Genomic DNA, 22,039 nt, shown 5'->3' on the forward strand with positions numbered 1-22,039 from the left:
GGTCACCGCCTCCCGTAGACCACGGCGTCGACGGCATTCGCCTCGACGAACTCCCGCAGGGTCTCTTCGCGGAACCGCACGTGGCGACCAACCTTGATGAACTCGATGCGACGCTCGGCGATGAGGCGCCGCGGGAAGCGCTCCGACGTGCCGAAGAACTCGGCAGCCTGGGCGACGGTGAGCAGACGTTTCCATGATCACTCCTTGGGGTGTGTGGCCACGTCAAGGTGCGGTCAGACGCCGCAGCGGTCAGACGTGGCCGTCGGAGGACCGCAGCGAGCGCAAGAAGCGGGGAGCGCTGCCAACCGGGCCGCATTCGGCCGGGGCAGTTCAGGATGTCCCGAGTCCCCGGGCCGTTCCCGAGACTCCGTGTGAAAGGGCGCCGGCCCGTCGATGGCCGCGGATGCCCAGGGTTACTGCTGGTCGTATACCTCGGCCCACACCAGTCGGGTGGGCAGGCAGATAGCGCGTGGGACCACGGGCGGACGCGCGTGCTCAGGGAGTTGGTGCCAGAAGTACCAGCGCCACTCCTCGACGATGCTCACGTAGTTGCCCGTGTCATCGGTGAACACATTCGTGGCGGCGCGCATGTCGTACTGAGGGCCCTGCCGGCTGTTGGTAGCCACCCGCAGGCCCTGAACGTGGGCGAGGTCGTCGACCGGCACCCACCTGACGGGGGGCGGGGCGGGGTAGCGTTCGAGTTCCATTTCGTCGAGGTCGACGAGGCGGCCGAAGGCGTCGAACTGCAGCTGGCCGAGGGGATCGTGGTCGTCGTGGTCGTGTTCGGTCATGGGGTGCCTCCCGGGGTGGTGAGGGTCCGGGTGCCGTAGACGGACACGTGCACGTGGTCGCGGTGGGCCTGGGTGTCGTTGGGTCCGCTGTAGCAGGAGGTGGTGGCACAGGCCCGCCACCCGCCGGATTGCCGTTCAGCATTCCATACGCTGCTGTCCCAGATGACGTACTTGACGCCGAGGCGTTGGTGGTTGGCGACGACCCAGTCGGCGATCCGCTTGCCGAGCTGGTTGCCGGCGGGGGTGCGCCAGTTGGGGATCATGATGTCGATCGCGCCACCGCGGGGGTGGTCGGAGACACCGGAGCGTTGGGCGACGCCGTACCAGGTGGTGATCTCGGGCCAGGCTTGCTTGGCGCAGCGGAGCAACAGGAGCGCGTCGGGCAGGAGTCCGCGTTCGATCGCTAAGCCGGTGGCGGGGCAATCCCCGACGATGGAAGGGCCGCATTCGCCGCCGTCGATCAGGTCGGGGGTGCCGCCGGAGCTGATCGCGCCGTTGCGGAACATGGACACCAGTTGTCTAGCGGCGCGTTCGTGACGGGCGTAGGCGGTGGGGAACGCGGAGCGTTGCACGGCTTGGGCGGCTTGGGTGACAGGCATGGCCTCCCAGCCGGCGATGTTGGTCAGGCCGGGGATGTGGTAGCCGGCGGGCCCGGCGGGACGCACCCCAGCAGCCTGAGCGGCCTGGACGTCGGCGGCGGTGACGGTGCGGCCGGTGAAGAAGACGGTGAAGGCGTACTCGGGGTCGTTGACCTGGGCGAGGGTGCCGTACCAGCCGGGCAGGGTGCGTTGTTGCATGGGGCCGGCGTCCCCGTCACCGTTGGGTTGGGTGATGCGCGGGTCGGAGCCCCACGCGGATTCCTGGGCGAGGACGACGAGGCCGACGACGGCACCTTGGTCGCCCATGCCCTGCCGGTGGGCGATCTGCCACAGGGTGAGGGCGAGCCGCACCTGGTCGGGGGACAGACCCTCCATGGACGGCAGGGGTTGGGAGCCGTCCCAGCTGGGCAGGCACGATCCACCCGGGAGCAGGGTGTACGGCTGGCTGGCCCGGACGCCGAGGATCGATTGGGCGACGAGCATGGGGGTGAGCACGATCAGGCTGGCCAGCATCGCCAGCACGGTGACGAAGGCCACCAGGACGTGGCGGAGGGTCTTGGACTGGAGCAGGGTGCCGACGATCTGGGCGGCCATGCGCAGGGTTACTGGATCCATGACCGTTCCCGTCCGATCGCGGTGACCCGCCACCCATGTGTGGCCGTGGGGTCACGGGTCAGTCCGAGCCACAGGGGTCCCTCACAGGACGTGGGCACGGTGACCAGCACCGACTCCGGGGTGATGTCGGCCACCGTCAAGGCGCCGGCGAGGGCGCAGGCGGGCGGAATCTCGTCGGGGTCGGTCACGCTCAGCTGCTCGGCGAGCTGCTGGGTGGCGGTGGACGCAAGCCGAGCGGCCCGGTCTGCGGGGTCGGCGGTCGACCAGGCGGTCAGGAACTCTTGCACCGCCTCCTGGAGTCCGTGCGGAGTGCCAACGCGGACGGCCGGGGTCGAGACGCTCCGAACCGAGGTGGAGGCCGCCGTGGCCGGGCTGGGCGCGGTCGCTGTGTGGCTGCCACCCAGGAGGTAGACGGCCGTGGTGATGGCGGTGACCAGAAGGAGGGCCACGAGGATCCACATGGTCCGGGGGCCGCAGTCGCTAGCCATGACGGGCCCCCTCACGAGAGGCGGGGGACCGGTAGGTGAGGTCGTCGCGCACGCGGCCGTGCTCGTCGAGGGTCGGCTCGGGCAACTTCACGTACTCTTCGGTCCTGGCGAAATGCCCGTCACTGGTGTAGACCGCCTCGGTTTGGACCACTACGCCCTTCGGGTAGATGACCTCACCAGAGGCGCTCCCACCGCCAGAGCCTGAGGGTGAGCGGGGTCCTAGTGGTCGGGGTGCGGTGTGTGCGCCGGTGCTGTCGTCGGTGCCACGACCGTTGTCGAGCGGGGCGGCGACCAGTGCCGGTTGATCGGAGCGGCCCAGTGTGGGCAACCCGTCGCGGACGGCCGAGCCGGTGGGCTCTCCGGGCGTTTGGGTCCACCTGGGGGTGGGGGCTGCCATCGGAGTGTGGTGCTCCTCGGCGGCCGGCTCGTCTGCGTCGTTGTCGGGGGTGTCGGTGGCGAGCCACTTGATGCCGGCGGCCAGGCCGATGGCCTTGGCGAGGTAGTGGGCGTTCGGGTCCAGGCCGGGGGTGATGGTCTTGAGCGTGTAGAAGGGTTTGGTGACGGCGAACCCGACAACGCTCAAGAGCACGATCCACAAGAGCTTCTCGGGGGTGCTGATCGGGGCTGCCATGACGGCGCCGAGGACGATGGTCATGATCCCGGAGGCGAGGGTGAACTTCGCGACGCCGATGAGGGCGGCGGTGAACCGGTCCCACGCGGATTGGAGGAACCCCCAGCCGGTGGGCAGGATCCCGATGACGGCCATCAGCGGGATGGTGACGGCGAGGGCTTGCATCAGGATCCGGCAGAGCAGGATCATCGCCAGGCACGTCCACACATAGAGGCCGGTGGCGATCCCGACTGCCCAGGCGAGCACCGCGGGCCCGGTCCGGTCGGTGCGACCTCGGAAGGCGGTGTAGGCGGCGGGGTCTTCCTTCTCGAGTTCGGCGGCGAGTTCGGTGAACGCCTGCTGTTTGGCGTCCCGCAGCCTGGTGGGCGCCTCCGGGTCGGCGCGCATGGCCTTGACGTCGGACCACGAGTAGTGGGTGGCGGCGAACAGGCGCGGGCCGTACTCCTGGGCGGTGGGGCCGTCGTTGCCGAACTGGCCGACCAGCCAGCTCCGATACAACGATTCCCGCACGATGAGGTCGGTCGAGGAGCCGGACTTGGTGATCGTGCCGGCGGTCGCGGTCTGCACGGCCAGGACGGACTGGTCGGCTGCTCGGGCGAGGGCGTCGGGGGCGACGAACGCCACCGCAGAGACACCGACCGCGGCCAGGACGATCAGGAGGGAGTTGAGGGCGTCGTGGTAGCGGCTTCGGCGGGCTTGCCACACGACCCACACCCCCAAGAGGGTGACGGTGATCGGCAGCCACACCCCGCTGATGAGTGGTGCCAGGGTGCCGGCGATGGTGCCGGCCATCTGGGTGAGCCAGTCCAGGGACTGCCCACCGGCCATGCTTTCGAGGGCGTCGAGGAGGGCGAGGCCGGCGGCGTCGATGCCGAGGATCAGGTTGGCGGTGTGGTTGCCGGCGGCCCAGCCGGCGTCGTTGATGAGGTCGACGCCGCAGCCGAGGTCGTAGGTGTCGTAGCGCCAGCTCCACCCGTACACGTCGCTGATGGGCACGGTCGGGTCGGTGAACGGGTCCGGCGCCCGGTCCGGAATCGAGGCGGGTTCACTCGACACCAGACCGGCCGCACCCGTGCGGGGCATCGCCGGTTCGGGCGGGTTCTGGCACGGGTTGAACGGTGCTGCGGACGCCGACGGTGGAGCGCCGACCATGAGCAGGACGACCAGGAGGCAGGCGGTCGCGAGGCCGCGGATCCAGCTGGTCATGACGCCCCCTCAGCCTGGGTGGGGTCGTCGAGGAGGGGGATGGTGTCGAACAGGTCGGGGTCGATAAACGGTGCCGGCTGCGCATCAAGGACGGTGTGACGACGCGGCCGACCGGGGGTGGTCTGCAAGGCTTTCCGCAGGGAGGGGTGCCAGTCGAGGTCGATGCGCAGCCGTCCAACCCGGCCGCTGGGGTCGCGCCACACGAACTCACCGGTCTGGCCGGCCGTGTCGTCGGTCCGGGGTGAGAGGCCTTGGATGACGGGCGCGTAGTCCTCCGACACGGCCAGCAGTTGGCAGGCCTTCGCCGCGGCGGTCGGGCTCTTGAGCCGGCCGACGAACGCTGATCCGATCAGGGCGTCGACCCGGCCGATGGACAGGTGGTCGTCGGGGTGCTGGGAGGCAGCACCGACGGCGGTGTTCCACTTGCGCGAATCGCGGGAGAGGCGGACGAAGAACGCTCGTCCGGAGCCCCATTGGCCCATCAGGTGGTTCTCATCCAGGAAGATGTTCTTCCGCACCCCCCGCGGCCGTGAGTACACGAACTTGGAGGCGAAGAACGCCGCCAAATGCAGCAGGGGTTGGGTGTAGCGCTCCTCCGCCCCCCAGAACTCCCGATCGGTCCCTTCGGGGGGTGCGGACAGGCCGGGCATGGTGACGACGACGAGGGTGGCGTCGGCGGCGCCCTGGTCTTCGAGGGGATTCTCGTGGCCGGGGACGATCAGCTCACCGAGCGGGAACTCAGCGGCGGCGGCGAGTTCTTCGGCGAGGTGGCCGGCGAGCTCACGACGGCGCTCGTTCGCGTCTTCGGCAGCGATCTGGCGGAGTTGGGTGATGATCCACCGTGGGTTGGCCTGGCTGTCGGGAAGGCCGCGTTCGAGGAGTTGTTGGCGGACGCCGCGGACGACCTCGAGGAGGAGGACGTCGGTGCCGACCATTTTGAGCACGTTCGAGGGCAGCCACATTCGCAGCACGTCGAACATGAGCTGTTGCCGTTCGGCCTCGGCCCGGCGGACGGCCCGCGCGAGTTCGGGGGCATCCACTGTCCCATCCGCACGACGGAAGGTGTCCACTGCCGGTTCGGGGATCAGCTGGTAGGGCGACAGGGTGCCGGGGGTGGCGGCGGTCAGGTCGAGTTTGCGGGCGAACGGCGCCAGCTCGGGCAGGTCACACAGGGCGGCCAGCGGGCCGGACGGGTCGAGGATGATGGTCGGTTCCCCGGCGCGGACGGCGTTGTAGGCCAGTGTGCCGATCAGGACGCTCTTGCCGGCGCCGGGTTCGGCGCTGATGGTGAACAGGCCGGGGGTGTTGAGGACTTCGGGGCCGTAGTGCATGTCGAAGCACACCGCCCGCCGGGCCGTCCCGGAGCCGTAGCCCAGATAGGGGCCGGTAGGGGTGCCGAGGTCAGCACCCACATTCGGTAGGCCGGCGGCCAGGTACTTGATCGGCAGCCGGCGTTGGAACCCCTCCTTCAGCCGCGGTTCACCAGGCACGAACTCCTTGAGCTGGGCGGGTTGGCCGAGGGTGTGGGCGGCTTCGATGTGGAACCGTTCCCCGAACCGGGCGACGATCCGGGCGGCCTGCTCGATGGCCTGGTCCTTCGTGTCGGCGAAGGTCGCTACGCGGATGGTGCCCAGGAACCTCGCGGCCGCCCGCACGTCACCGTCGGTGACCTGGTCCAGATTCACGGTGGCCGCGTGAATCGCCCGGTCGACCGCCGGGGGCGGGGTCAGCTTGTGCTCGTGGTAGTGCCGGCGAATCGCCTCAGCACGCAACTGCTCCCGGGCCAGGGTGCCCTCCAGGACACTCGGTCGGAGCAGGATCCCGTTCAACGACCACTCGACGCCGAACGGCAACGAGTCGAGGGCGAGCATCCACGGTTCGCGGCCGTTCTCTGGCCAGGTCTGCTCCGGCATCGACCCCAAGGAGACGACCGCGACGTGGCGGTCGACGGCGTGGCCGTGGCGTTCGGTGTGCACCGTCACGGTGGTGCCGAAGGGTTCGGCGGTCCAGGCGCAGCGGTGGGTGGCGGCGGCGAGTTCGTCCGGCGACCAGCGGGAGGCGCCCACCCCGGCGGCGGCGGGGACGGGAACGCCCATCGACAAGGACCGGTGGAACAGGAACGCCATGTCCCGCGAGTTGAGCGGGTGGGCGTCGAAGCCCGGGCCGCGCATGATCCGCTCCACACCGGCGACCTCGTTGAGCACCTTCACCGTCGCCTGGTCCGGATGCTTCGTGCCACTGACCAGCTCGGTGAGCACTTGCTTACTGACGGGTGGGCAGACCCACACGCCGACGGCGACGAGTTTCTGGTCCAGGCCGGTGGACTGCAGGCGGTGTTGGGCGTGCTGCAGGTAGCGGTCCCACGTTTCCTCGGACACGTCGGGGAGGCGGTGGGGGCTGGCCTCGTCCAGGGCGCGGGCGAACTCGAACGCCGGATAGGGCCGGGTGGTCACCCGCAGCCGCAGCGGGCGGCCCTCCACCTCGACGCCGAGGCTGCTGGTCAGCGCGCCGAGCCGGTAGGTGACCTGGTCCCACAAGTGGACGCGTTCGGTGTGGGTCTTGAAGTCCCAGTTCTGCGGGCCGAGTTCGAACCAGCAGAACACCCCGCCGGTGGTGAACTGCAGGGGGCCGGCGACCGCGACCGTCGCCAGATCCAAGCTGACGGGGCGGGGTTCGCGGAAGGTGGCGAACCGGTTGGTGAGGGTGTGCCAGCGCGACACGGCGCGCCGCGGCAGGGTGCTCGTCATGAGTGGGCTCCTCGAAGCTCGATGACCACCATCCGCCGACGCTGGACACCAGCAGCCGACCGGACAGAAGTAGAAGGGTGCGGGTGGTGCCAGCCCAAGCTGCGGGCGGCCGGCGATGCGAGGTCGGTGACCGGCGGTGAACTCACCTGCAGTTCGGTGGGGCGGATGCTGCGGCGTGGCCTGCGGAGTTCGCTGTGGACGAGGCGGGTGCGGGCGGCCAGGGGTTGGTCGAAGCTGACGTGCCGCATCACCTTCACCGTCGCGTAGACGCCCAGGGCGGGGCCCCAGATGAACGCGACCGCCCCGACCAGGAACGTGTCGAACACCGGAATCAGTTGGTGAACGGCTGTCCCCAGCAGCCACAACAGGCCGGCGGTGGCCGGCATGGCGGCGAGGGTGACGACCCACTGCACGTAGGTCCACTCGAACGGCAAGGTGGCGCCGGTGGGGCCCAGCCACACCGCCCGCAACCGGCGCGGGCCGTCATCGGTATGCAACAGCGGCATGACCAGGTCCTCCCGGTGTCAGAGGTTGAAGCCGAGGAAGGCGAGGATCTGCTTGCCGAACGTGGCAAACGCGATCCCCCCGGCACCGATCGCGAACAGGGCGATCCCGATGAACGTGTTCACGGTAATCCGCGCCGTCTCGGCGTAGTCGGCCCGCTTGGAGCGGGACACGATCGAGATGGCCGCGAAGCACACGACCAGGCCCATCAGCACGACCATCAGTCGCTGCAGGTTGTCTTCGGTAAACATGAGGGGTTCTCCAATCAGAAGGGGTGGGGATGCTGCGATCACCCGACGGCAGACACCGCGGGCGACAAGCAACAGGAGCGGGGTGGGACGGAGGGGTGGGAACACTCCCTCAAGCGGGTGTCCTTGGGGTGAAGAGCGGGGTGGTCGGGTCGGGGTGGGGCCTGGTTCCCGTCATCGGGAGGGTTCGTGGGTGGGAGCCCCTGTCAAGGGCACGGTGTGTCCTGACGGATTCGCTGCGCTCACCCTTGACAGGAGCCCCCACCCACACAAGACGGCAGTTAACGGGAACCAGGCCAAAGTCCGGTCAGCGCGGGCGAACCGACGACTCAGGGCGGCATCGCGGTCACACCCCCCTCCACCGGCGAGGCACGCTTCGCTTCAGCGAGGGTCTTGGCGTGTTCGTAGTCGGCGCGCCACTGCCGCCGCTCCGCCACACTGCGCAGGATCACTCCGACGTAGGCGGCGGGGCGGTGCTCGAGTTTGGTCCACTCGAACCGGGTTTGGCCTTCCTCGGTGCGGACGTCGGCGGCGAGCCGGTCGATCTCCGGTGGGGTGAGGCCGGCCTCCTCCAACACTTGGCGGACGACCAGGGCACGGTCGGCGCGATGCCTTGAGAGGGTCTTGCCCGACCACTTCCGGGACACCAACACGCGTCGGCCGCCCAACCCGAGGCATTCGCGTTCGTGGGCCTTCTTCCAACACCGTCCCGGCACCAGGCCGGGGCCGGCGTCCTTGGGTTGGATGCCGTAGCGCAGCCAGTTCGCGCACTGCTCCGAGCACGGCAGGAACCGCAACTCCTCATGCAGCCGGTCCACATGCGCCTCGTAGGCGTAGTCCACGCAGTCGGGGTTGGTGAAGGGTTCGGTGACGCTCTTGGTCAGGTACTTCACCAGGTACCGGATCGCCCGATCAGCGTCCGGCGAGGGGGCGATGATGCCGCGGATGTCGAGCTGCTTCCCGAACCGGAGCACGTGCGCCGGGCGGGCGTCCGGATCGTTGCCGAGGCGGTCGAGGGCCTGCCGCCAGGACGGCAGCACGATGCCGGTGGTCGGGTCGACGTAGTCGCTGCCATCCCACACCGGCGGCCGTGCGTTCTCGTCGTAGACGGGCGTGTGGAAGGGCGGCCACCAGACCTGGACGTAGGTGGCGGCCACGACCTGGCGGAGGATCGCCCGCGGGATCGCCCCGCGGAGGGCGGCGTGCAGGTGGGGGGCGCCGCGTTTCTGGGGTTCGACCACCGAGAAGTACTGCACGTCGAAGCCAGCGCAGCGGCGCAGGTTCTTGAAGAACTGGTCCACCAGCCGGGGGAACAACACCGCATCTAGCGCGGCCCGGCGGTAGCGGTAGCCGTCCGGATCGGTTGGGATGCCGTGGTGGACCTTCCCGTACGACGGCAAGGTCAACGTCACAAACATCGAGGGCCGATACACCCGCCCATCCGGACCACAGAAGGTTACCCCGACCGTCCGGTCCGCCATCGGCACCCGAGGCAGCTCCGGGACATCCTCCCGCCGGCGCGTCGACCGCACCCGACGTGCGGGAAGATCTGCGTCCTCGGCTGGCGGGACGTCCTGGACGTCGTCCTGGGCGGGTGGGTCGAGGGGTTCGGGTTCGTCGGTGCGGTGCCAGCCTTCGGCGCACTGCTGCATCCGAAGGCGTTGGGCCTTCTTCGCGCACGCCGGGCAGCGGGATTCCCGGGTGGAGCCGCAGGGGATCGCGACGATCTCCTCGACGCCGGTGTGCCGATCCCGCACCGAGCGGAGTTGCGGGCGTACGCAGACGCCCTCAGCGACCGCGAGTTCGCGGGCCATCGCGGGATTGACCGCCGCCTGGACTGTTGCCCTCGCCTCAACTGACATCGGATGTCACCTCCCGCACATCACCAGCGGACTCGAGGGCCGGAAAGCCGGTGGGGGTGCCGGGGGCGGGGAACTGGCGGGCGACCTGGCGGATCAGCTCATCGGGCACGTAGCCGGCGCGGACCCGCTGCGGGCGACCGTCCTCGGCCACCACGAAGCCGACGCCAGGCTGGGTGGCGGGGATCTTGTGGCAAAGTGCGCCCGCAGTGACCGCACCATCGCCAAGCAGCATGGCCACCTCCTCCTTGTCGCGCAGCCGCAGCGCGATGGCCTGGGTGAACAACGAGCGCATCCGGACCACTTCCTTGCGGGGGTCCTGCAGGAACGCGAACACGTAGAAGCCGGGCGCCCGACCCGTCGACAACAACACGCCGAGGGCTTGTTCGGCGCGGCGCAGCAGGTCACGTTCGGGCAGATACGCCAAGAGGGAGGCCAGTTCGTCGATCACGATCAACACCAGGGGTTCGGCGCTCGTCGGAGTGTGCGTGCGGGCGCGGCCAGCCAGTGAGCGCGCGCGGGTCTGGCAGTCGACCACAGCGTCCTCCAGCAGGGCGACGGCGTCGGCCGGCGTGGTGGCCCAGGAGGTGAACAGGGGACCGCCGAGGGCGAGCTCCATGCCGCCCTTCAAGTCGACGCCATGCACCCGGACAGTGCCGGCGTGAATCGCCGGGGCGAGTCCGACCAGGAGGCCCCACATCACCGACCCCTTCCCGGCACCGGTGGAACCGCCTACCAGGGTGGAGACCCGGACGTTCAGCCACCAGGTGCTGCCGTCCTCGGCCCGTCCGAGGGCAACCCGGTCGAGGTCGAGGGGCTCCAGAGTCGAGGGGCGGGTCGGCGGTGGGGTTTGCTCGAAGGCCGTGGCGAGGGTGTCGGTGAAGGACCAGACGACCTCACAGCCGGTGGCCTGCTTGGTGGCGATCACCCGAACCCGGGCAGCCTCCAGGGCAACGCGCAGGCGCTCCTGCGCGGTGGCGAATTCGTCGACGGTCTGTCCGACCAGCAGCATCGGTACGGCGTGCAGCTCGCCGTCCTGCCACCAGGCGCGGCGCAGCTCGGGAACCTCCTGGTGGGCGTGCGGGCCGCGGGCCAGGCCACAGCCGGCCATCAGCTCCGGCCACGAGCGGCGCAGCCAGCGGGATACCCGACGGCGCCACCACGGATCCCGCACCAGCCGCGCGAAACTCCCCGGCGCATACCGACGCCACCCAGCGAAGACGATCCCGACGCCGAGAAGGACCATCAGCCCGAACAGCGACTCCCGCGTGTAGCCGGCCAGGGTGGCGGCCAGGAGCACGAGGCCGGTCGGCAGCGAGATCCGGGGGAACCTGACGGGCGCACCGACCAGGGCGCGAAGCCACCAGCTGGCCTCCCGCACACCCACCACGGTCCAACCCCAAGGTCCCGCTGCCGACCGCACGCTCATGACCTCACGCCCCCTCAGGAGGAGCCGGACCGTCGGTGTCGAAGGTCGGGAGGCCGACGGTGTCGACGGCGTGGTGCCACAACTGCCACACGATCGGATCGCCCTCCCACTCGATCGGGTTCACCAGCGCACCCCAGGACCGGTCGGGCTCCGACTCGACCCGCACCTCGACCGGCACACGCAGAGTCGGCGCGCCCCCGTCCTGGGTCGGGACAGCCAGACCCTCCAGGGTCAGCGCATGCGCCTCGACAGCCTCGGTGAACCTCACCGCGTAGGCCTCGTAGACGTACAGGTAGCGGCCCCGGAGCCGCTCCCACTCGGTGTCCCGGGTGTTCTCATCCAAGGCAAGGGAGAACGGCAGTTCGGCTTCGGCGTCGAAGAACGAGGGCAGGCAGCCGGTGTCCTCCACCAGCTGGGCCACGTTCAACGGCACCACCAGCGGCTCGGTCCGATGCGCCAACAGCAGCTCCTGACCGAAGCCGACGGTGCCCCGGACCAGCTGATCCACCAGGTCCGACTCCCACGACCCAGGCCTGCCGGCCGTCACCAGGTCCACATCACCCAAGTTCCCGGCCACCGCCCCCAACGCCGAAGCCAGGAAACCGCCGAAGTCGGCCGGCTCCACCTGACCACCCGCCAACGTGCGCGTCGACCGCGCGGCCTGCGTCAACACCATGACCGCCTGCGACCACAAAGACTCGCGGACCGAGGCCTCATGCTCCCAGGCTTCGTGCACCTCGGCGCTTAGGACGAACGCCTGCTGCTCGGTGGACATGGTCAGGCCTTCTCAGCCGGCAGGCGATGGTTCCGCGGTGCGGCCATGCCGGAGGCGCGCAGGCTGTAGGCGATCTTCTGCCGGCCGTTGCCGACATCCTTCAGGTACGGGGTGACCGTCAGGTTCTCCAAGTAGACCGGGCGGACCGGGATCCCGTTCGCCTGCTCCGGCGGCACCGGCTGCACCGGCGCAGCGATCTTCACCTTGAACGTCCGCTCCCGCGCCTCGGGATCGAAATCCATCACATCCACCGTCCACACCAGGACGCCGGTGTCTTTCTCCTTCGCCTGAACCCGGTTCTCTCGCGTCGACAAGTCGAAATCGACCATCGCCGACACCTCGCCGACCACCCCGCACCCATGCGGGAACACCTCGTTGAACTCCACCTTGAACGGACCCTGAACTGACATGATTCTCTCCTAGGGGGCTCGACAGACCTCTGGGCGGTCTGTCTAGGGCTACACCGTAGTGTGCCTAGACTGACCTATGCAAGGTCTACTCAGACAGTTGTGGAAAGTCGTGTTCGCGCACCCGTAGACGCGCTGCCAGACTGTGGGGGTGGACGTGAGCGAGATCATCAGGCGACGACGCCAAGAGCTCCGCATGTCCCAAGCCGATCTGGCGGAGAAGGCCGGCACCCTGCCCCGACAGATCCGCCGCTACGAGGCCGGCGAGGTTCAGCCCTCCTTCGCGCAGGCCAAGGCGATCGCCGACGCGCTTGAGATCAGCCTGGACGAACTCGCCGGGGGCATGCCGTTCGAAGGCATAACCGGGACTTGGTGGATCGCCTGGAAAGAGATCCAGGACGCAGACCCGATCATCACCCAAGTCCAAGTGAGCCACGCTGGCAGCGACTATCAGGCGCAACCCCTCGACCCCGAAGACGAGGCGTCCCTCGACCCACGCTGGCGGTTGACCTTCAAGCGAGAGCGCGACGAAGGCCTGCTCGGCTGGTTCGTCGACAGCCACACCATCGGCGTCGCTGTACTCCAGCCCATGTCACCGGGATGGGCAGGGCGCTGGGTCGGGGTGCCTAAGCCGGAGCGCCCGGCTGCAGGCCATGTGGCGCTCTCACGTGAAAAGGACGATCTTGTGAGGCTCCTCGGCGCAATGGTCGCCCCGTGACTACAAGGGTGCCGTGGTGGCCACCAACGCCTCCGTGAGTGAGCGTTGCCGCTGTACTCCATTCCCAGGCGCGACCTCCCAGGCCGGATCAGGTAAGCGCAGTCGGCGATGCGGGAGCACTCCTCACCGTCAGCCAACGAGACCTTTACGCCTGAGTCACCTCAGATGCGGACCCACATCCATCCCGTAAGATCGTAAAGCGCCTCGCCCGTAGCGGTGGCACCAACGCGAGGGAAGTGGTCCTCGTCGTCGCTCTCATTACTGCTGTACACGAGCTCGTCACCCACCACTGTGACATCCCCCCAAGATCCATTCGGGTCATTGCTCGTCCACCTTGAGAGGAAACTCCTCATCGCGCTCGCCGTGGCAATAGGCCGAACCCACCCATTCCAAGTGGTGTCGAGGATGGCGTGCGCTTGTAGGGCCAGGTCGCTCGACATGTTTTCGATGGCGGAGTCGAGGCACACCTCAACTGCGCCTTCTACGAGCCGAGGGCGCCCGTGTAGTAGCTCAGACATTGCCGTTCCCCTCAAGATGAGCGATCGCCCGTGCAATCGCGCCTTGTGCTTCGCGCAAGTCTCTGATCATTACGGAGTAGCCCACTCGCTTCTCGCCCCTGGCCACAACCCAGACACCAACGCCTTGCTCCGGACGCAGCAGCCCGTCGTTGACGAGTTCGAGCTGCGCGGCCCTGATGGTATTCAAGGCCTTCACGTCGAATTCTTGCATCAACTCCACAATCGAGGGCAGCTTGGTCCCGACCGGATAGATCCCGTCGTTAATGCGTGCTCGCAGCGAATCAGCGATCGCGCGGTAACGTGCCCTCTGCATGGGAGCTACTCTATCAAGCCCTTCAGGAACTGTATAGGGCTTGGGAGACTGTCAGGTGGGTTCGCTCCAGACCGAGGCCTCCGCCAGTTGGTCCCCTCGTGAGGGCTCGCGTGGCTGGGGAGGAGGGTGCGCGAGATGGGGCAAGATGGACCTCGTGGCCACGATCATCTCTGAGTACTTCGGTTTTCGCCCGGCGGATCACTCCCAAGAAGCCCTGGAGGCGGCGGCGCGGGAACACTGCCCCTTTCTCGACAGCAGGTGCACGAAGGTGATTGGAGGAGGGCTTGTGTCGGGAGTGTGCACCCTGAAGCCTGTTACCGGGACTCCCGTCATCTGCTGCCCGAATCGCCTTTACGCCGAGGGACATAGCTTCCTCCAAGATGTCGCTGACCGAGCTTTCGGGCCAGGCTTCGGCCTGAGCGCGGGACGCTCAGCGTACGTTCAGGCGCGATCTACAGGCACCCCCACCATCGCGGTTTGGGGTAAAGGCTACGGAGGTGAACTTCGTCTGCCGCAACGAAAGGGCACCGGGAACTACTTCGTTGACTGGATTCTCGCGAAGATCTCCCCAAGTGGTGACCTGGAGCATTTCGTGGCTGTCGAAGTGCAGTCGATCGACACGACCGGAAACTACCGTGACGGTATTGCGTCGCTCCGCAACAATAAGCGCGTCATTGTCGCCAACACTGCGGGATTCAATTGGGAGAACGTGGCAAAACGTATCATTCCTCAACTGCTCTATAAGGGCCATGTCTTGCAGCGCGAGGACAAGTGTGAGCGCGGCCTCTTTTTCGTCTCACCCACCCCTGTCTTTAACAGAATCATGGCGCGCCTAGGCGGACAGAGCGCGCTCATTTCCTACCCCATGAAGAGCAGCACTATCACGTTCATGAACTACGATGTGGACTGGTTGAACGCAGCGGATGGGTCCCCGGCGCCTCTCCGGTTGGAGCAGGTCTTCACCACAGACACGGGACAGGTTGCGTCAGCGTTCGCCGGGCAGGGCGTCATGCCTCCTGCGGACAGCTACCGAGACGCGATCCTGGCCGCCCTGTCCTGACCGGGGCGTGGCAGACGCCACCTGAAGCCTGAGGCACGTACTATGGCGAACACTTTGAGAGAGGGAGGCCGAGTGACTCGTACCGTCGTTTCACTGTTCAGCGGGGGAGGCGGCTTGGACCTCGGGTTCGAGGCCGCTGGCTTCGACGTCGCCGTGTGCTTGGACAACGATCCGGTTGCATGCCAGACCCTGCGCTACAACCGCCCCGCGTGGAACGTGGTTACAGGGGACATCAGAGACTTCGACGCCGTGCCGTACCGTGGTGCAACGGTCGTCGTCGGCGGACCTCCGTGTCAAGGCTTCAGCACAGCAGGTAAGGGTGACGCAAACGATCCTCGGAACTTCTTGTGGAAGGAGTATTTCCGCGTAGTCGAGGAAGTGCAGCCGGCCGCTGTGGTTCTTGAGAACGTGTCTGCTCTGACACACAGAAGAAACGGTGACCATCTCACGGGGATAATGAAAGCGCTTGGGGATGAAGGTTTCGACTTCGCATACCAGGTGCTCAATGCCGCGGACTACGGCACCCCACAGAACCGGAAGAGATTGATTGTTGTCGGGGTGCGCGGTGCCAAAGCGTCACTGCCGGATCCGACAACGCCTGACAATCCACCGACTGTCTGGGACGCGATTGCAGATCTCGCTGACCTTGGCTATTCCCCGGAATCCAACCACACGCCCAATCGGCACGCCGCCCACGTGGCAGAGAGATGGGCAAAGCTGGGCCCCGGTGAGAACGATCCCAACTACAATCGCGCTCGACTGGACCCAGCGCGTCCGAGCGCTACCATCCGGGCGGGTGGTGGGTATGGCCCCAAGGGCGACCACTTGGCTGGATTCCACCCCCCAATCCATCCGACGCTCCCTCGACAGCTGACAGTGCGCGAGGCTGCCCGGATTCAAGGCTTCCCAGATGACTGGTTCCTCTGCGGGCCGAAGACGATTCAAGGGCGGCAGGTGGGGAACGCGGTGCCGGTCCCCCTTGCCACTCAGATTGCGCTGCACGTTGGCCGACTACTGGATCAGGCGGAGGAGCAAGGTTCACTGCGTGTGGCCTCTTAGGTTACTGGGGGATGAGTCCCACGTATCGTGGTTCAAGCTTGGAAAAGAGTTCGCGGGGAGTCGAAGTGGCCCGAGCCACATGACCACCTCGACCCCGCGAAACGAGAGTATCCGAGATCTGCGCGACAATGACGTCGAGGTGCTTCTGAATATCGACGTCCCAATACCGCAGTACAGACCACCCCAAGTCGCGTAGGGCGGCGTTCACCTCTTGGTCCCTCTGCATATTGCGTGAGATTTTCGTGCGCCAGAATTCGGATGCTCGATCCCTTGCGAAGCGTGTGGGGTGACCATGCCAGAATCCTCCGTCCACGAAGACCGCTAGTCGCCACCGTGTGAAGACGATGTCGGGCCGTCCAGGGAGGGACCTCAGTGATACGCGATAGCCGACAAGACCTGCAGCCCTTAGCCCCCGGCGAAGCCGCATCTCGGGACCGGTATCGCGGGAGCGGATCGCCGCCATGTTGCGAGAGCGGGCCTCAGGGGTCAAGTGGTCTGGGGACATCGAGCAGCCTCCGTCTTTGGCTGATGGCTCATGGCTCGCCGAGCCGGTACCTCGGACATTGGAACCTGCCAGGGACTGTTCCTGGTGAATCTACCTCTACAGGATCAAGGCGCCGGCTGCGCCGGCGCTGCGCTCCGGTCCGCTCCTCGCTGCGCTGCGGTGCGGTCCTCCCGCAGCCCGTGCTGCCCCGCTGAGGCTTCGAGAACTCGACCAATTCTGCAACTCTCAAGTCGGGAGCTCCTGGGATGCACCGGCATCCCTCACCACAATCGCTGTTGGCACGGAAGCACTCACCAAGACATGCTTTCGCAGCTCGCGAACCCTTTCTTCGTGACTCCTGCCAGGTAACACTTCTGGATTGTCTTGCAGAAAGTCTACGGCTGCCTCTTGTGTGTCAAAAGTTTGGAGCTCCACATGGAAGCCCTCCTCCGCCCAATCGTGAACTTCGCCCCACCTTTTCGGATCCACGACCAAGACACAGTCGTCTTCCAGCCAAGGGGACCCTGCCACGATCAATCCGTGGTGCAACCCCCGGACACCTCTCGCTCGAGCGTCAAGAGTTACCCCTTCGTCTATGGATTCCACTTCAATCGAATCTCGTCCAACCCAACTCGGCGAGTGCAATATCAATCGCGGCTCATACCCCGAATCTCGCATTTCTTTGATCAAGTTGTCCAGGCCGCCAGGCTCTTTGGCGCTCTCGTGATGATCTGAGTCTTCGACATCGTGGTGATTGCCATTAGGATTCATATGCTCGATAAGGCTCCGATTCTCGCCCTGGGCCAAGGCATCTCCCAGCCGGCTGCCAAGCTGTGCAATGAATGAATCCGCTGGGTCCTCCTCGTATTGCCACCACTTGTGGATCAGGTGTGGAGGGAATCTCAGCCTGACCAGAGGGGGTGGTGTCTTCGGATGCACCACCAAGCCGCCCGCCGACAGCAAAGTCGCGAGGACGGACCTTCCTTCGTGCCAGGCTTGGAGGGCAGCTTGGCGGACGGCCGTCGCCGCAGTTGCCGGCACCTTTGCACTCATCAGGCGTTCATCCTCCATCCGAGTTTGCCGACGAGCCGCCTCGTTCAATTCCTTCTCTACCCTTGCTCGGACCGCCTCCGGATCTTCGTCACCAAGAACAATGCGTGCCACGGCAGGGTCCTTGGAAAGCTTTTCAAGCGCCTTCATGAGAGATTCGAGGTTCCGTGCCACCCACTCGCTGGGCTGAATGTTCAGGTCTCCCAGTTGTGCAATGGAGGCGAGAAGTACGATCACGGCCTCGACAACGGGTGTTAGGGAGTCAATCAGATGGACTTCCCCGCTAGGCAGGTCCGATCCAATCCAGTGGGATATCGGATCATCGGCACGTTCAAGGCCAGATGCTAGTGCTGTCAGCTGTGTGCCGTCGCGATAAGGTCCCCGGATCTCCTCGAACATCTTATGGAGAGTCTGATCGGATGGGTGTTCAATCAAGCGGCGAATGGTCCAACACGCGACGGCAAACCGAAGACGACCGCGTGCCTCGTGAATTTGAAGTGCAAGTTCCTTATCGAGCGTGTAGGGGCGATACTCGGCAGCATTCCGCTCCAGCCATGATTGCAGAAGCTGGTCAAGCACTCGGACAAGATCATGAAACTGATCGAACCTTCTGCTATCGATCGCAGTCTTCGAGCCCCCCGCGACCACGCCCAAGCCCCCCATAAGCATCTCAGCCGCTTGCTTTCGGCGGTCGTCTTCTAGGCGAGAGTCCTGAACCCTGGGGGCAATCGTCCCGTTCATGAAGTGAGAAAAATTCAGGACGGTATGTGACTGCACCAGGGATGCTGTCGCTCCTTCCCCAATCGTCATTAAGCTGGATGTAAACCGCAGCATTTCGATGACTAAGCCGACGGAGCCCAACTTGACGGCACGTGATGCAATCGCAAATGGTTGGTATGCCACCGCAAGTGCAATCTCCCGAACTCCGCACGAGACCGCGGCGAGAGCCTGCTCATAGATATTGCGAGTCACGCGCTCCACGGGTCCTCGTTCGAATAAAAAGAGCGTGCTCGTCAGTTCGACTGAATAGTCGCGACCATAGGTTTGATCCCATGCTTCTGGAATGGCGAGTATCAGAGCGGCTTGGCTATCAATAATTGCTGTCAGCTGACCCAGGCGTGCATCCCTAATAGCAGTAATGGCTTCGTCATGAAGCTCCTGCGCCAGTCCATGAAGGGTCAGGTCGCTTGCCGAGTTGCGGGGAGAGCCGATGCGGACGATGCGTCTTGCGAGGGACGCGTCTTCATTCAGGGAGGGTGTGTAGGCGAGGACGGGTGTATCAGCCGAAACCTGCTGGCCAAGTAGCACTAGGAGTTCCGGCTCACTCCCTGTCGTCCTCGCGAGTCGGACGAGCCGCCGAATGTCTACGTCGCTTACCTCCCCGGCATGTCCGGCCAGCACTTCAACTGCAGCTGACGGACGGCTCAGAATGCGGAGCTTGAACTCCCACCTCTCCTCAAACTCCTGCAACGCCTGGAGCCCCAGGCGCCGAAGCGCGTCACCGCCAACGTGATCCAAGGCTTGGCGCCTGATGAGCTCCAGCCTTCGATGTTGTAGTCGAGACGTGTCCACCGCTCTCAGCGTGGCTGCAAAAATGACTGCAACGCTAAGTATCGCAATACAAGCGAAGCCGGTAGCCCAAGATGCCGCCCATCTGGCAGGAGCGTCAGTGCCAACCCTCAATAGTACGAGCCCGATCACAATTAGGGCAGATACGCCAAGGTATACGATCAGCTGAAAGAGCTGCCAAACTCCTGAATCGCGGACAGCGGTCGAGCGCGTTGCACTCAGGCCTTGAAAGGCGAAAAAGACCACTGCTAGCGAAAGTCCGGTGGTAGCGGCTACCACCTGCCACAACTGTCCCAAGAAGTCCGCGGCAACTTGTGGATCATCCAAGGCTGTGAACCAAGCCCAGCCGGGAATAAAAAGGCCACCAATAGCGAAAAGGAGCATCAAGGCTGGTGTCAAGGCAGTTCGGGCACTGGGGGAGAGCGAGCGCCAGATGCGAATTGCCCAGGTGCGCGCTCGACCCCGTCCCGGCGGATGGGGCAAAGCCAAGTAGTTTCGAAGGCTTCGGGGGAAATCGCCCATATTCCCCTTCCTGGTGACTAGATGACGTGCCGCGTGGAATATTCGCTTCCAAGGTGGTGTTGCTGAAGCATTTTCAGTTGGCATGCCGGCTCCAACGTGCCAAGCCCTGAAGCGAACGGACCGCAGGCGCGTCGCCTCCTGCAAGTTCCTTCAGGCCTAAATTCCCCGGGCCTGCAAGATTCCAGACCAACTCGGGCATACTCCCTAGGGGCGATTGGGCCAGGTCGAGGTTGGTGGGTAGATCGTCGGGCATCACCGTCCAACCTTCCCATAGGATCGCCTCCGCAGCCCGCGACTGAGCACTCCCTGTCACTGCGTCTTCCGGCTGCTCCCGCAATGCCGCGTTCCTAGCGGGCCTCAACTGCGACTTTCGCCGACTGATCGATGGTGTAGCCCTGTCCTCGCGGTCTTCGGGGTTCTCCTGGTCGGCGCGCGGGGGCCTCAATGGCATCGTCGACTTGGGCGATCTCGGATTCCGCCGGAAGCCAGTCGGTTCTACCTGGACGTTCCACGAGATTGCGGAGCTCGGGCAACACGTCAAGGGCTGCGCGGGGGAGCCAAGTAGGTCTGAAACGTACGCACAGTGTCTCGTTAGGGGATCCAGGGGAAATCATCCGCTTTTCTGAGTGCTAGGCCTTAAGGGGGCGCGCAGCCTGAGGAGCGCAGCGCGCCGAGAGCGGATGGTCGACAGGGGGAAGGGTTAGATGAGGGGCTCAAAGTCACCCAGGCCAATCGAGACCCCGGGGAGCCACAAGGTTCGGCTCCCGCCTTTCGTGCGTGAGAACCTACAGCAGCCCACCAGATGGGCTCCGTCCAACGCTCGACCGCCGCTCTGCGGACACCCACAATCTGCTCTGAGGTGCTGTCGTAGTCGATGACCACATCTCCAGACTTGACCTCGCCCACAAGGGCGTACCCGGGCGTCTCGACGCCGCCTCTGGGTGCAAGGGAGCCTTCAGATGGCTCGATGTCATCCCGTCGAGTGATCTCCGTGAAAGGGCTGGCAAGTCAACATGGGCCGGCCTTCGGTGGCGGAGTGCCGCCTGCCGCCGAATCGAACAAGATGGCGAAGTCGTGCCCAACGTGTTGGCCGGACGGGGCCTTGGCAGGTGCACAAGGGGCAAGTATTCAAGGCGATCGAGCGGTGTGCCCGCGCGAGTCTTCCATCTTCCCAAGCTGGACACGCGGGTTCGATTCCCGTCGCCCGCTCCAATCGAACGGCCCTGGTCCCAGAGCTGTGGCGCAAGCTTTGCGACAGGGCGACGAGGCTGTACGTCCTGTTCCACGCGTGAGGCGCCGTAACCGGGGGATGATTCCTCCCTGTCCAGCGGGAAGCGGCGCGCCTAGGTGTACCGAGCCAAGAGGTTGGTGACAGCGCGTCGGTATTGACGTGAGGGAGGACCCCCGGGTGGGGTGTGGCTTGTCGAAGGTCACATCTCACACCCGGAGGTCCTCGTGTCCCACCGTAACGCCCGCCTCAACTTTCATGGCCGCAAGCTGCTGGTCGATCGGGTCCGATACCAGCACTGGCCGGTCGCCCATGCAGCGAAGGCGATGGGGATTTCACGTCAGTGTGCTCACCGCTGGCTGGCACGCTGGGACGCCGAGGGCGAGGCCGGTCTGCATGACCGGTCCAGCCGTCCTCACGCGTGCCCGACCGCGACACCAGCCACGGTGGAGGACCTGGTGGTGGCCGCCCGTCAGGAGCACCGACGCGGCCCTGACTGGATCGCGGCCGAACTCGGGCTCGCGCCGCGGACCGTGACCCGGATCCTGCACCGACGGGGCATGCCGCCCCTGACCTGCCTGGACCCGATGACCGGCCAGGTGATCCGCACCTCGAAGCAGACCGCGGTCCGCTACGAACGCGAACGTCCCGGCGAACTGGTGCACGTGGATGTCAAGAAGCTGGGCAAGATCCCCGACGGTGGCGGCTGGCGGGCCCACGGACGCTCCGACACCATCGTCGCCAAGAACAAGCGGCCCAAGATCGGCTACGACTACGTCCACTCGATGGTCGATGACCACTCCCGCCTGGCCTACAGCGAGATCCACGACGATGAACGCGTCGACACCTGCGCCGGCTTCCTGCTGCGAGCCGCGGCCTACTTCGCCACCCACGGCATCACCAGCATCGAGCGAGTGATGACCGACAACGCGTTCGCCTACCGACATGGTCGAGCGTTCATCGACGCGGTCGAGACCATTGGCGCGAAGCAGAAGTTCATCAAACCCCACTGCCCCTGGCAGAACGGCAAGGTCGAACGCTTCAACCGCACCCTGACCACCGAGTGGGCCTACCGCCACGTGTTCACCAGCAACCAGGCCCGCCGCGACGCCCTTGACCCCTGGCTGGAGACCTACAACACTCAAAGACGCCACAGCGCACTCGGAGGACTACCCCCGACCAGCCGCCTGTCATGAACGTCGTGGCCCAGTACACCTAG

At 65.9% G+C, this 22,039-nt stretch carries 19 protein-coding genes; 4 read left to right on the plus strand and 15 right to left on the minus strand.

Annotated elements, in window-relative coordinates; translation table 11 throughout:
- Nucleotides 1–2: 2 nt before the first annotated feature.
- The 12 genes from AC5YDV_RS13905 to AC5YDV_RS13960 form a co-directional block, all read right to left on the minus strand.
- Nucleotides 3–185: an excisionase family DNA-binding protein gene (locus tag AC5YDV_RS13905; RefSeq protein ID WP_496183947.1), complete on the minus strand. Its 183-nt coding sequence runs from the start codon at nucleotides 183–185 to the stop codon at nucleotides 3–5.
- 228 nt (nucleotides 186–413) lie between these two features.
- The gene (locus AC5YDV_RS13910) at nucleotides 414–791 is read right to left on the minus strand and encodes a hypothetical protein (protein ID WP_496183929.1); all 378 of its coding nucleotides are present in this window, start codon (nucleotides 789–791) and stop codon (nucleotides 414–416) included.
- A complete protein-coding gene (locus AC5YDV_RS13915) occupies nucleotides 788–2,005 on the minus strand; it encodes a VldE C-terminal domain-containing protein (protein WP_496183930.1) in 1,218 nt (405 codons plus the stop codon). Before AC5YDV_RS13915 ends, AC5YDV_RS13910 begins: the two co-directional genes overlap by 4 nt.
- Nucleotides 1,993–2,493, minus strand: coding sequence for a hypothetical protein (locus AC5YDV_RS13920; RefSeq protein WP_496183931.1), 501 nt, complete (start codon nucleotides 2,491–2,493; stop codon nucleotides 1,993–1,995). Before AC5YDV_RS13920 ends, AC5YDV_RS13915 begins: the two co-directional genes overlap by 13 nt.
- The gene (locus AC5YDV_RS13925) at nucleotides 2,486–4,330 is read right to left on the minus strand and encodes a hypothetical protein (protein ID WP_496183932.1); all 1,845 of its coding nucleotides are present in this window, start codon (nucleotides 4,328–4,330) and stop codon (nucleotides 2,486–2,488) included. The genes AC5YDV_RS13920 and AC5YDV_RS13925 overlap by 8 nt, the downstream gene beginning before the upstream one ends.
- Nucleotides 4,327–7,077, minus strand: a complete 2,751-nt coding sequence (locus AC5YDV_RS13930; protein ID WP_496183933.1) for an ATP-binding protein — start codon at nucleotides 7,075–7,077, stop codon at nucleotides 4,327–4,329. The genes AC5YDV_RS13925 and AC5YDV_RS13930 overlap by 4 nt, the downstream gene beginning before the upstream one ends.
- Nucleotides 7,074–7,583 (minus strand): hypothetical protein, encoded by a 510-nt coding sequence (locus AC5YDV_RS13935; protein ID WP_496183934.1) that lies wholly within the window; start codon nucleotides 7,581–7,583, stop codon nucleotides 7,074–7,076. The genes AC5YDV_RS13930 and AC5YDV_RS13935 overlap by 4 nt, the downstream gene beginning before the upstream one ends.
- A gap of 18 nt (nucleotides 7,584–7,601) precedes the next feature.
- Nucleotides 7,602–7,832, minus strand: coding sequence for a hypothetical protein (locus tag AC5YDV_RS13940; RefSeq protein WP_496183935.1), 231 nt, complete (start codon nucleotides 7,830–7,832; stop codon nucleotides 7,602–7,604).
- A gap of 326 nt (nucleotides 7,833–8,158) precedes the next feature.
- Nucleotides 8,159–9,691 (minus strand): replication initiator, encoded by a 1,533-nt coding sequence (locus AC5YDV_RS13945; RefSeq protein ID WP_496183936.1) that lies wholly within the window; start codon nucleotides 9,689–9,691, stop codon nucleotides 8,159–8,161.
- The gene (locus AC5YDV_RS13950; RefSeq protein ID WP_496192509.1) at nucleotides 9,681–11,078 is read right to left on the minus strand and encodes a hypothetical protein; all 1,398 of its coding nucleotides are present in this window, start codon (nucleotides 11,076–11,078) and stop codon (nucleotides 9,681–9,683) included. The genes AC5YDV_RS13945 and AC5YDV_RS13950 overlap by 11 nt, the downstream gene beginning before the upstream one ends.
- Before the next feature lie 43 nt (nucleotides 11,079–11,121).
- Nucleotides 11,122–11,892 carry a hypothetical protein gene (locus AC5YDV_RS13955; protein WP_496183938.1) on the minus strand — a complete coding sequence of 257 codons (771 nt, stop codon included), beginning with the start codon at nucleotides 11,890–11,892 and terminating at the stop codon, nucleotides 11,122–11,124.
- 2 nt (nucleotides 11,893–11,894) lie between these two features.
- Nucleotides 11,895–12,278, minus strand: coding sequence for a hypothetical protein (locus tag AC5YDV_RS13960; protein ID WP_496183939.1), 384 nt, complete (start codon nucleotides 12,276–12,278; stop codon nucleotides 11,895–11,897).
- Between the two features lie 178 nt (nucleotides 12,279–12,456).
- On the opposite strand from AC5YDV_RS13960, the gene AC5YDV_RS13965 reads away from it, so the two are divergent.
- Nucleotides 12,457–13,017 (plus strand): helix-turn-helix transcriptional regulator, encoded by a 561-nt coding sequence (locus AC5YDV_RS13965; protein ID WP_496183940.1) that lies wholly within the window; start codon nucleotides 12,457–12,459, stop codon nucleotides 13,015–13,017.
- A 510-nt stretch (nucleotides 13,018–13,527) separates the two neighbouring features.
- Here the strand turns inward: AC5YDV_RS13965 and AC5YDV_RS13970 are convergent.
- Complete coding sequence (locus tag AC5YDV_RS13970) at nucleotides 13,528–13,848, minus strand: GntR family transcriptional regulator (RefSeq protein ID WP_496183941.1); 321 nt, start codon at nucleotides 13,846–13,848, stop codon at nucleotides 13,528–13,530.
- 154 nt (nucleotides 13,849–14,002) lie between these two features.
- On the opposite strand from AC5YDV_RS13970, the gene AC5YDV_RS13975 reads away from it, so the two are divergent.
- Nucleotides 14,003–14,908 (plus strand): NotI family restriction endonuclease, encoded by a 906-nt coding sequence (locus AC5YDV_RS13975; RefSeq protein WP_496183942.1) that lies wholly within the window; start codon nucleotides 14,003–14,005, stop codon nucleotides 14,906–14,908.
- Between the two features lie 72 nt (nucleotides 14,909–14,980).
- The gene (locus AC5YDV_RS13980) at nucleotides 14,981–15,967 is read left to right on the plus strand and encodes a DNA cytosine methyltransferase (RefSeq protein ID WP_496183943.1); all 987 of its coding nucleotides are present in this window, start codon (nucleotides 14,981–14,983) and stop codon (nucleotides 15,965–15,967) included.
- Nucleotide 15,968: 1 nt separating this feature from the next.
- Here the strand turns inward: AC5YDV_RS13980 and AC5YDV_RS13985 are convergent, their stop codons facing one another.
- Both AC5YDV_RS13985 and AC5YDV_RS13990 read right to left on the minus strand, forming a co-directional pair.
- Nucleotides 15,969–16,472, minus strand: coding sequence for a very short patch repair endonuclease (locus tag AC5YDV_RS13985; protein WP_496183944.1), 504 nt, complete (start codon nucleotides 16,470–16,472; stop codon nucleotides 15,969–15,971).
- A 225-nt stretch (nucleotides 16,473–16,697) separates the two neighbouring features.
- Nucleotides 16,698–19,592, minus strand: a complete 2,895-nt coding sequence (locus tag AC5YDV_RS13990) for a DUF2254 family protein (protein ID WP_496192510.1) — start codon at nucleotides 19,590–19,592, stop codon at nucleotides 16,698–16,700.
- 1,455 nt (nucleotides 19,593–21,047) lie between these two features.
- Here AC5YDV_RS13990 and AC5YDV_RS13995 point away from each other — a divergent pair.
- On the plus strand, nucleotides 21,048–22,016 hold the full coding sequence (locus AC5YDV_RS13995) for an IS481 family transposase (protein ID WP_496181913.1): 969 nt from the start codon (nucleotides 21,048–21,050) through the stop codon (nucleotides 22,014–22,016).
- Nucleotides 22,017–22,039: the final 23 nt, after the last annotated feature.

The sequence above is a fragment of the Propioniciclava sp. LT432 genome (genome assembly GCF_059515965.1).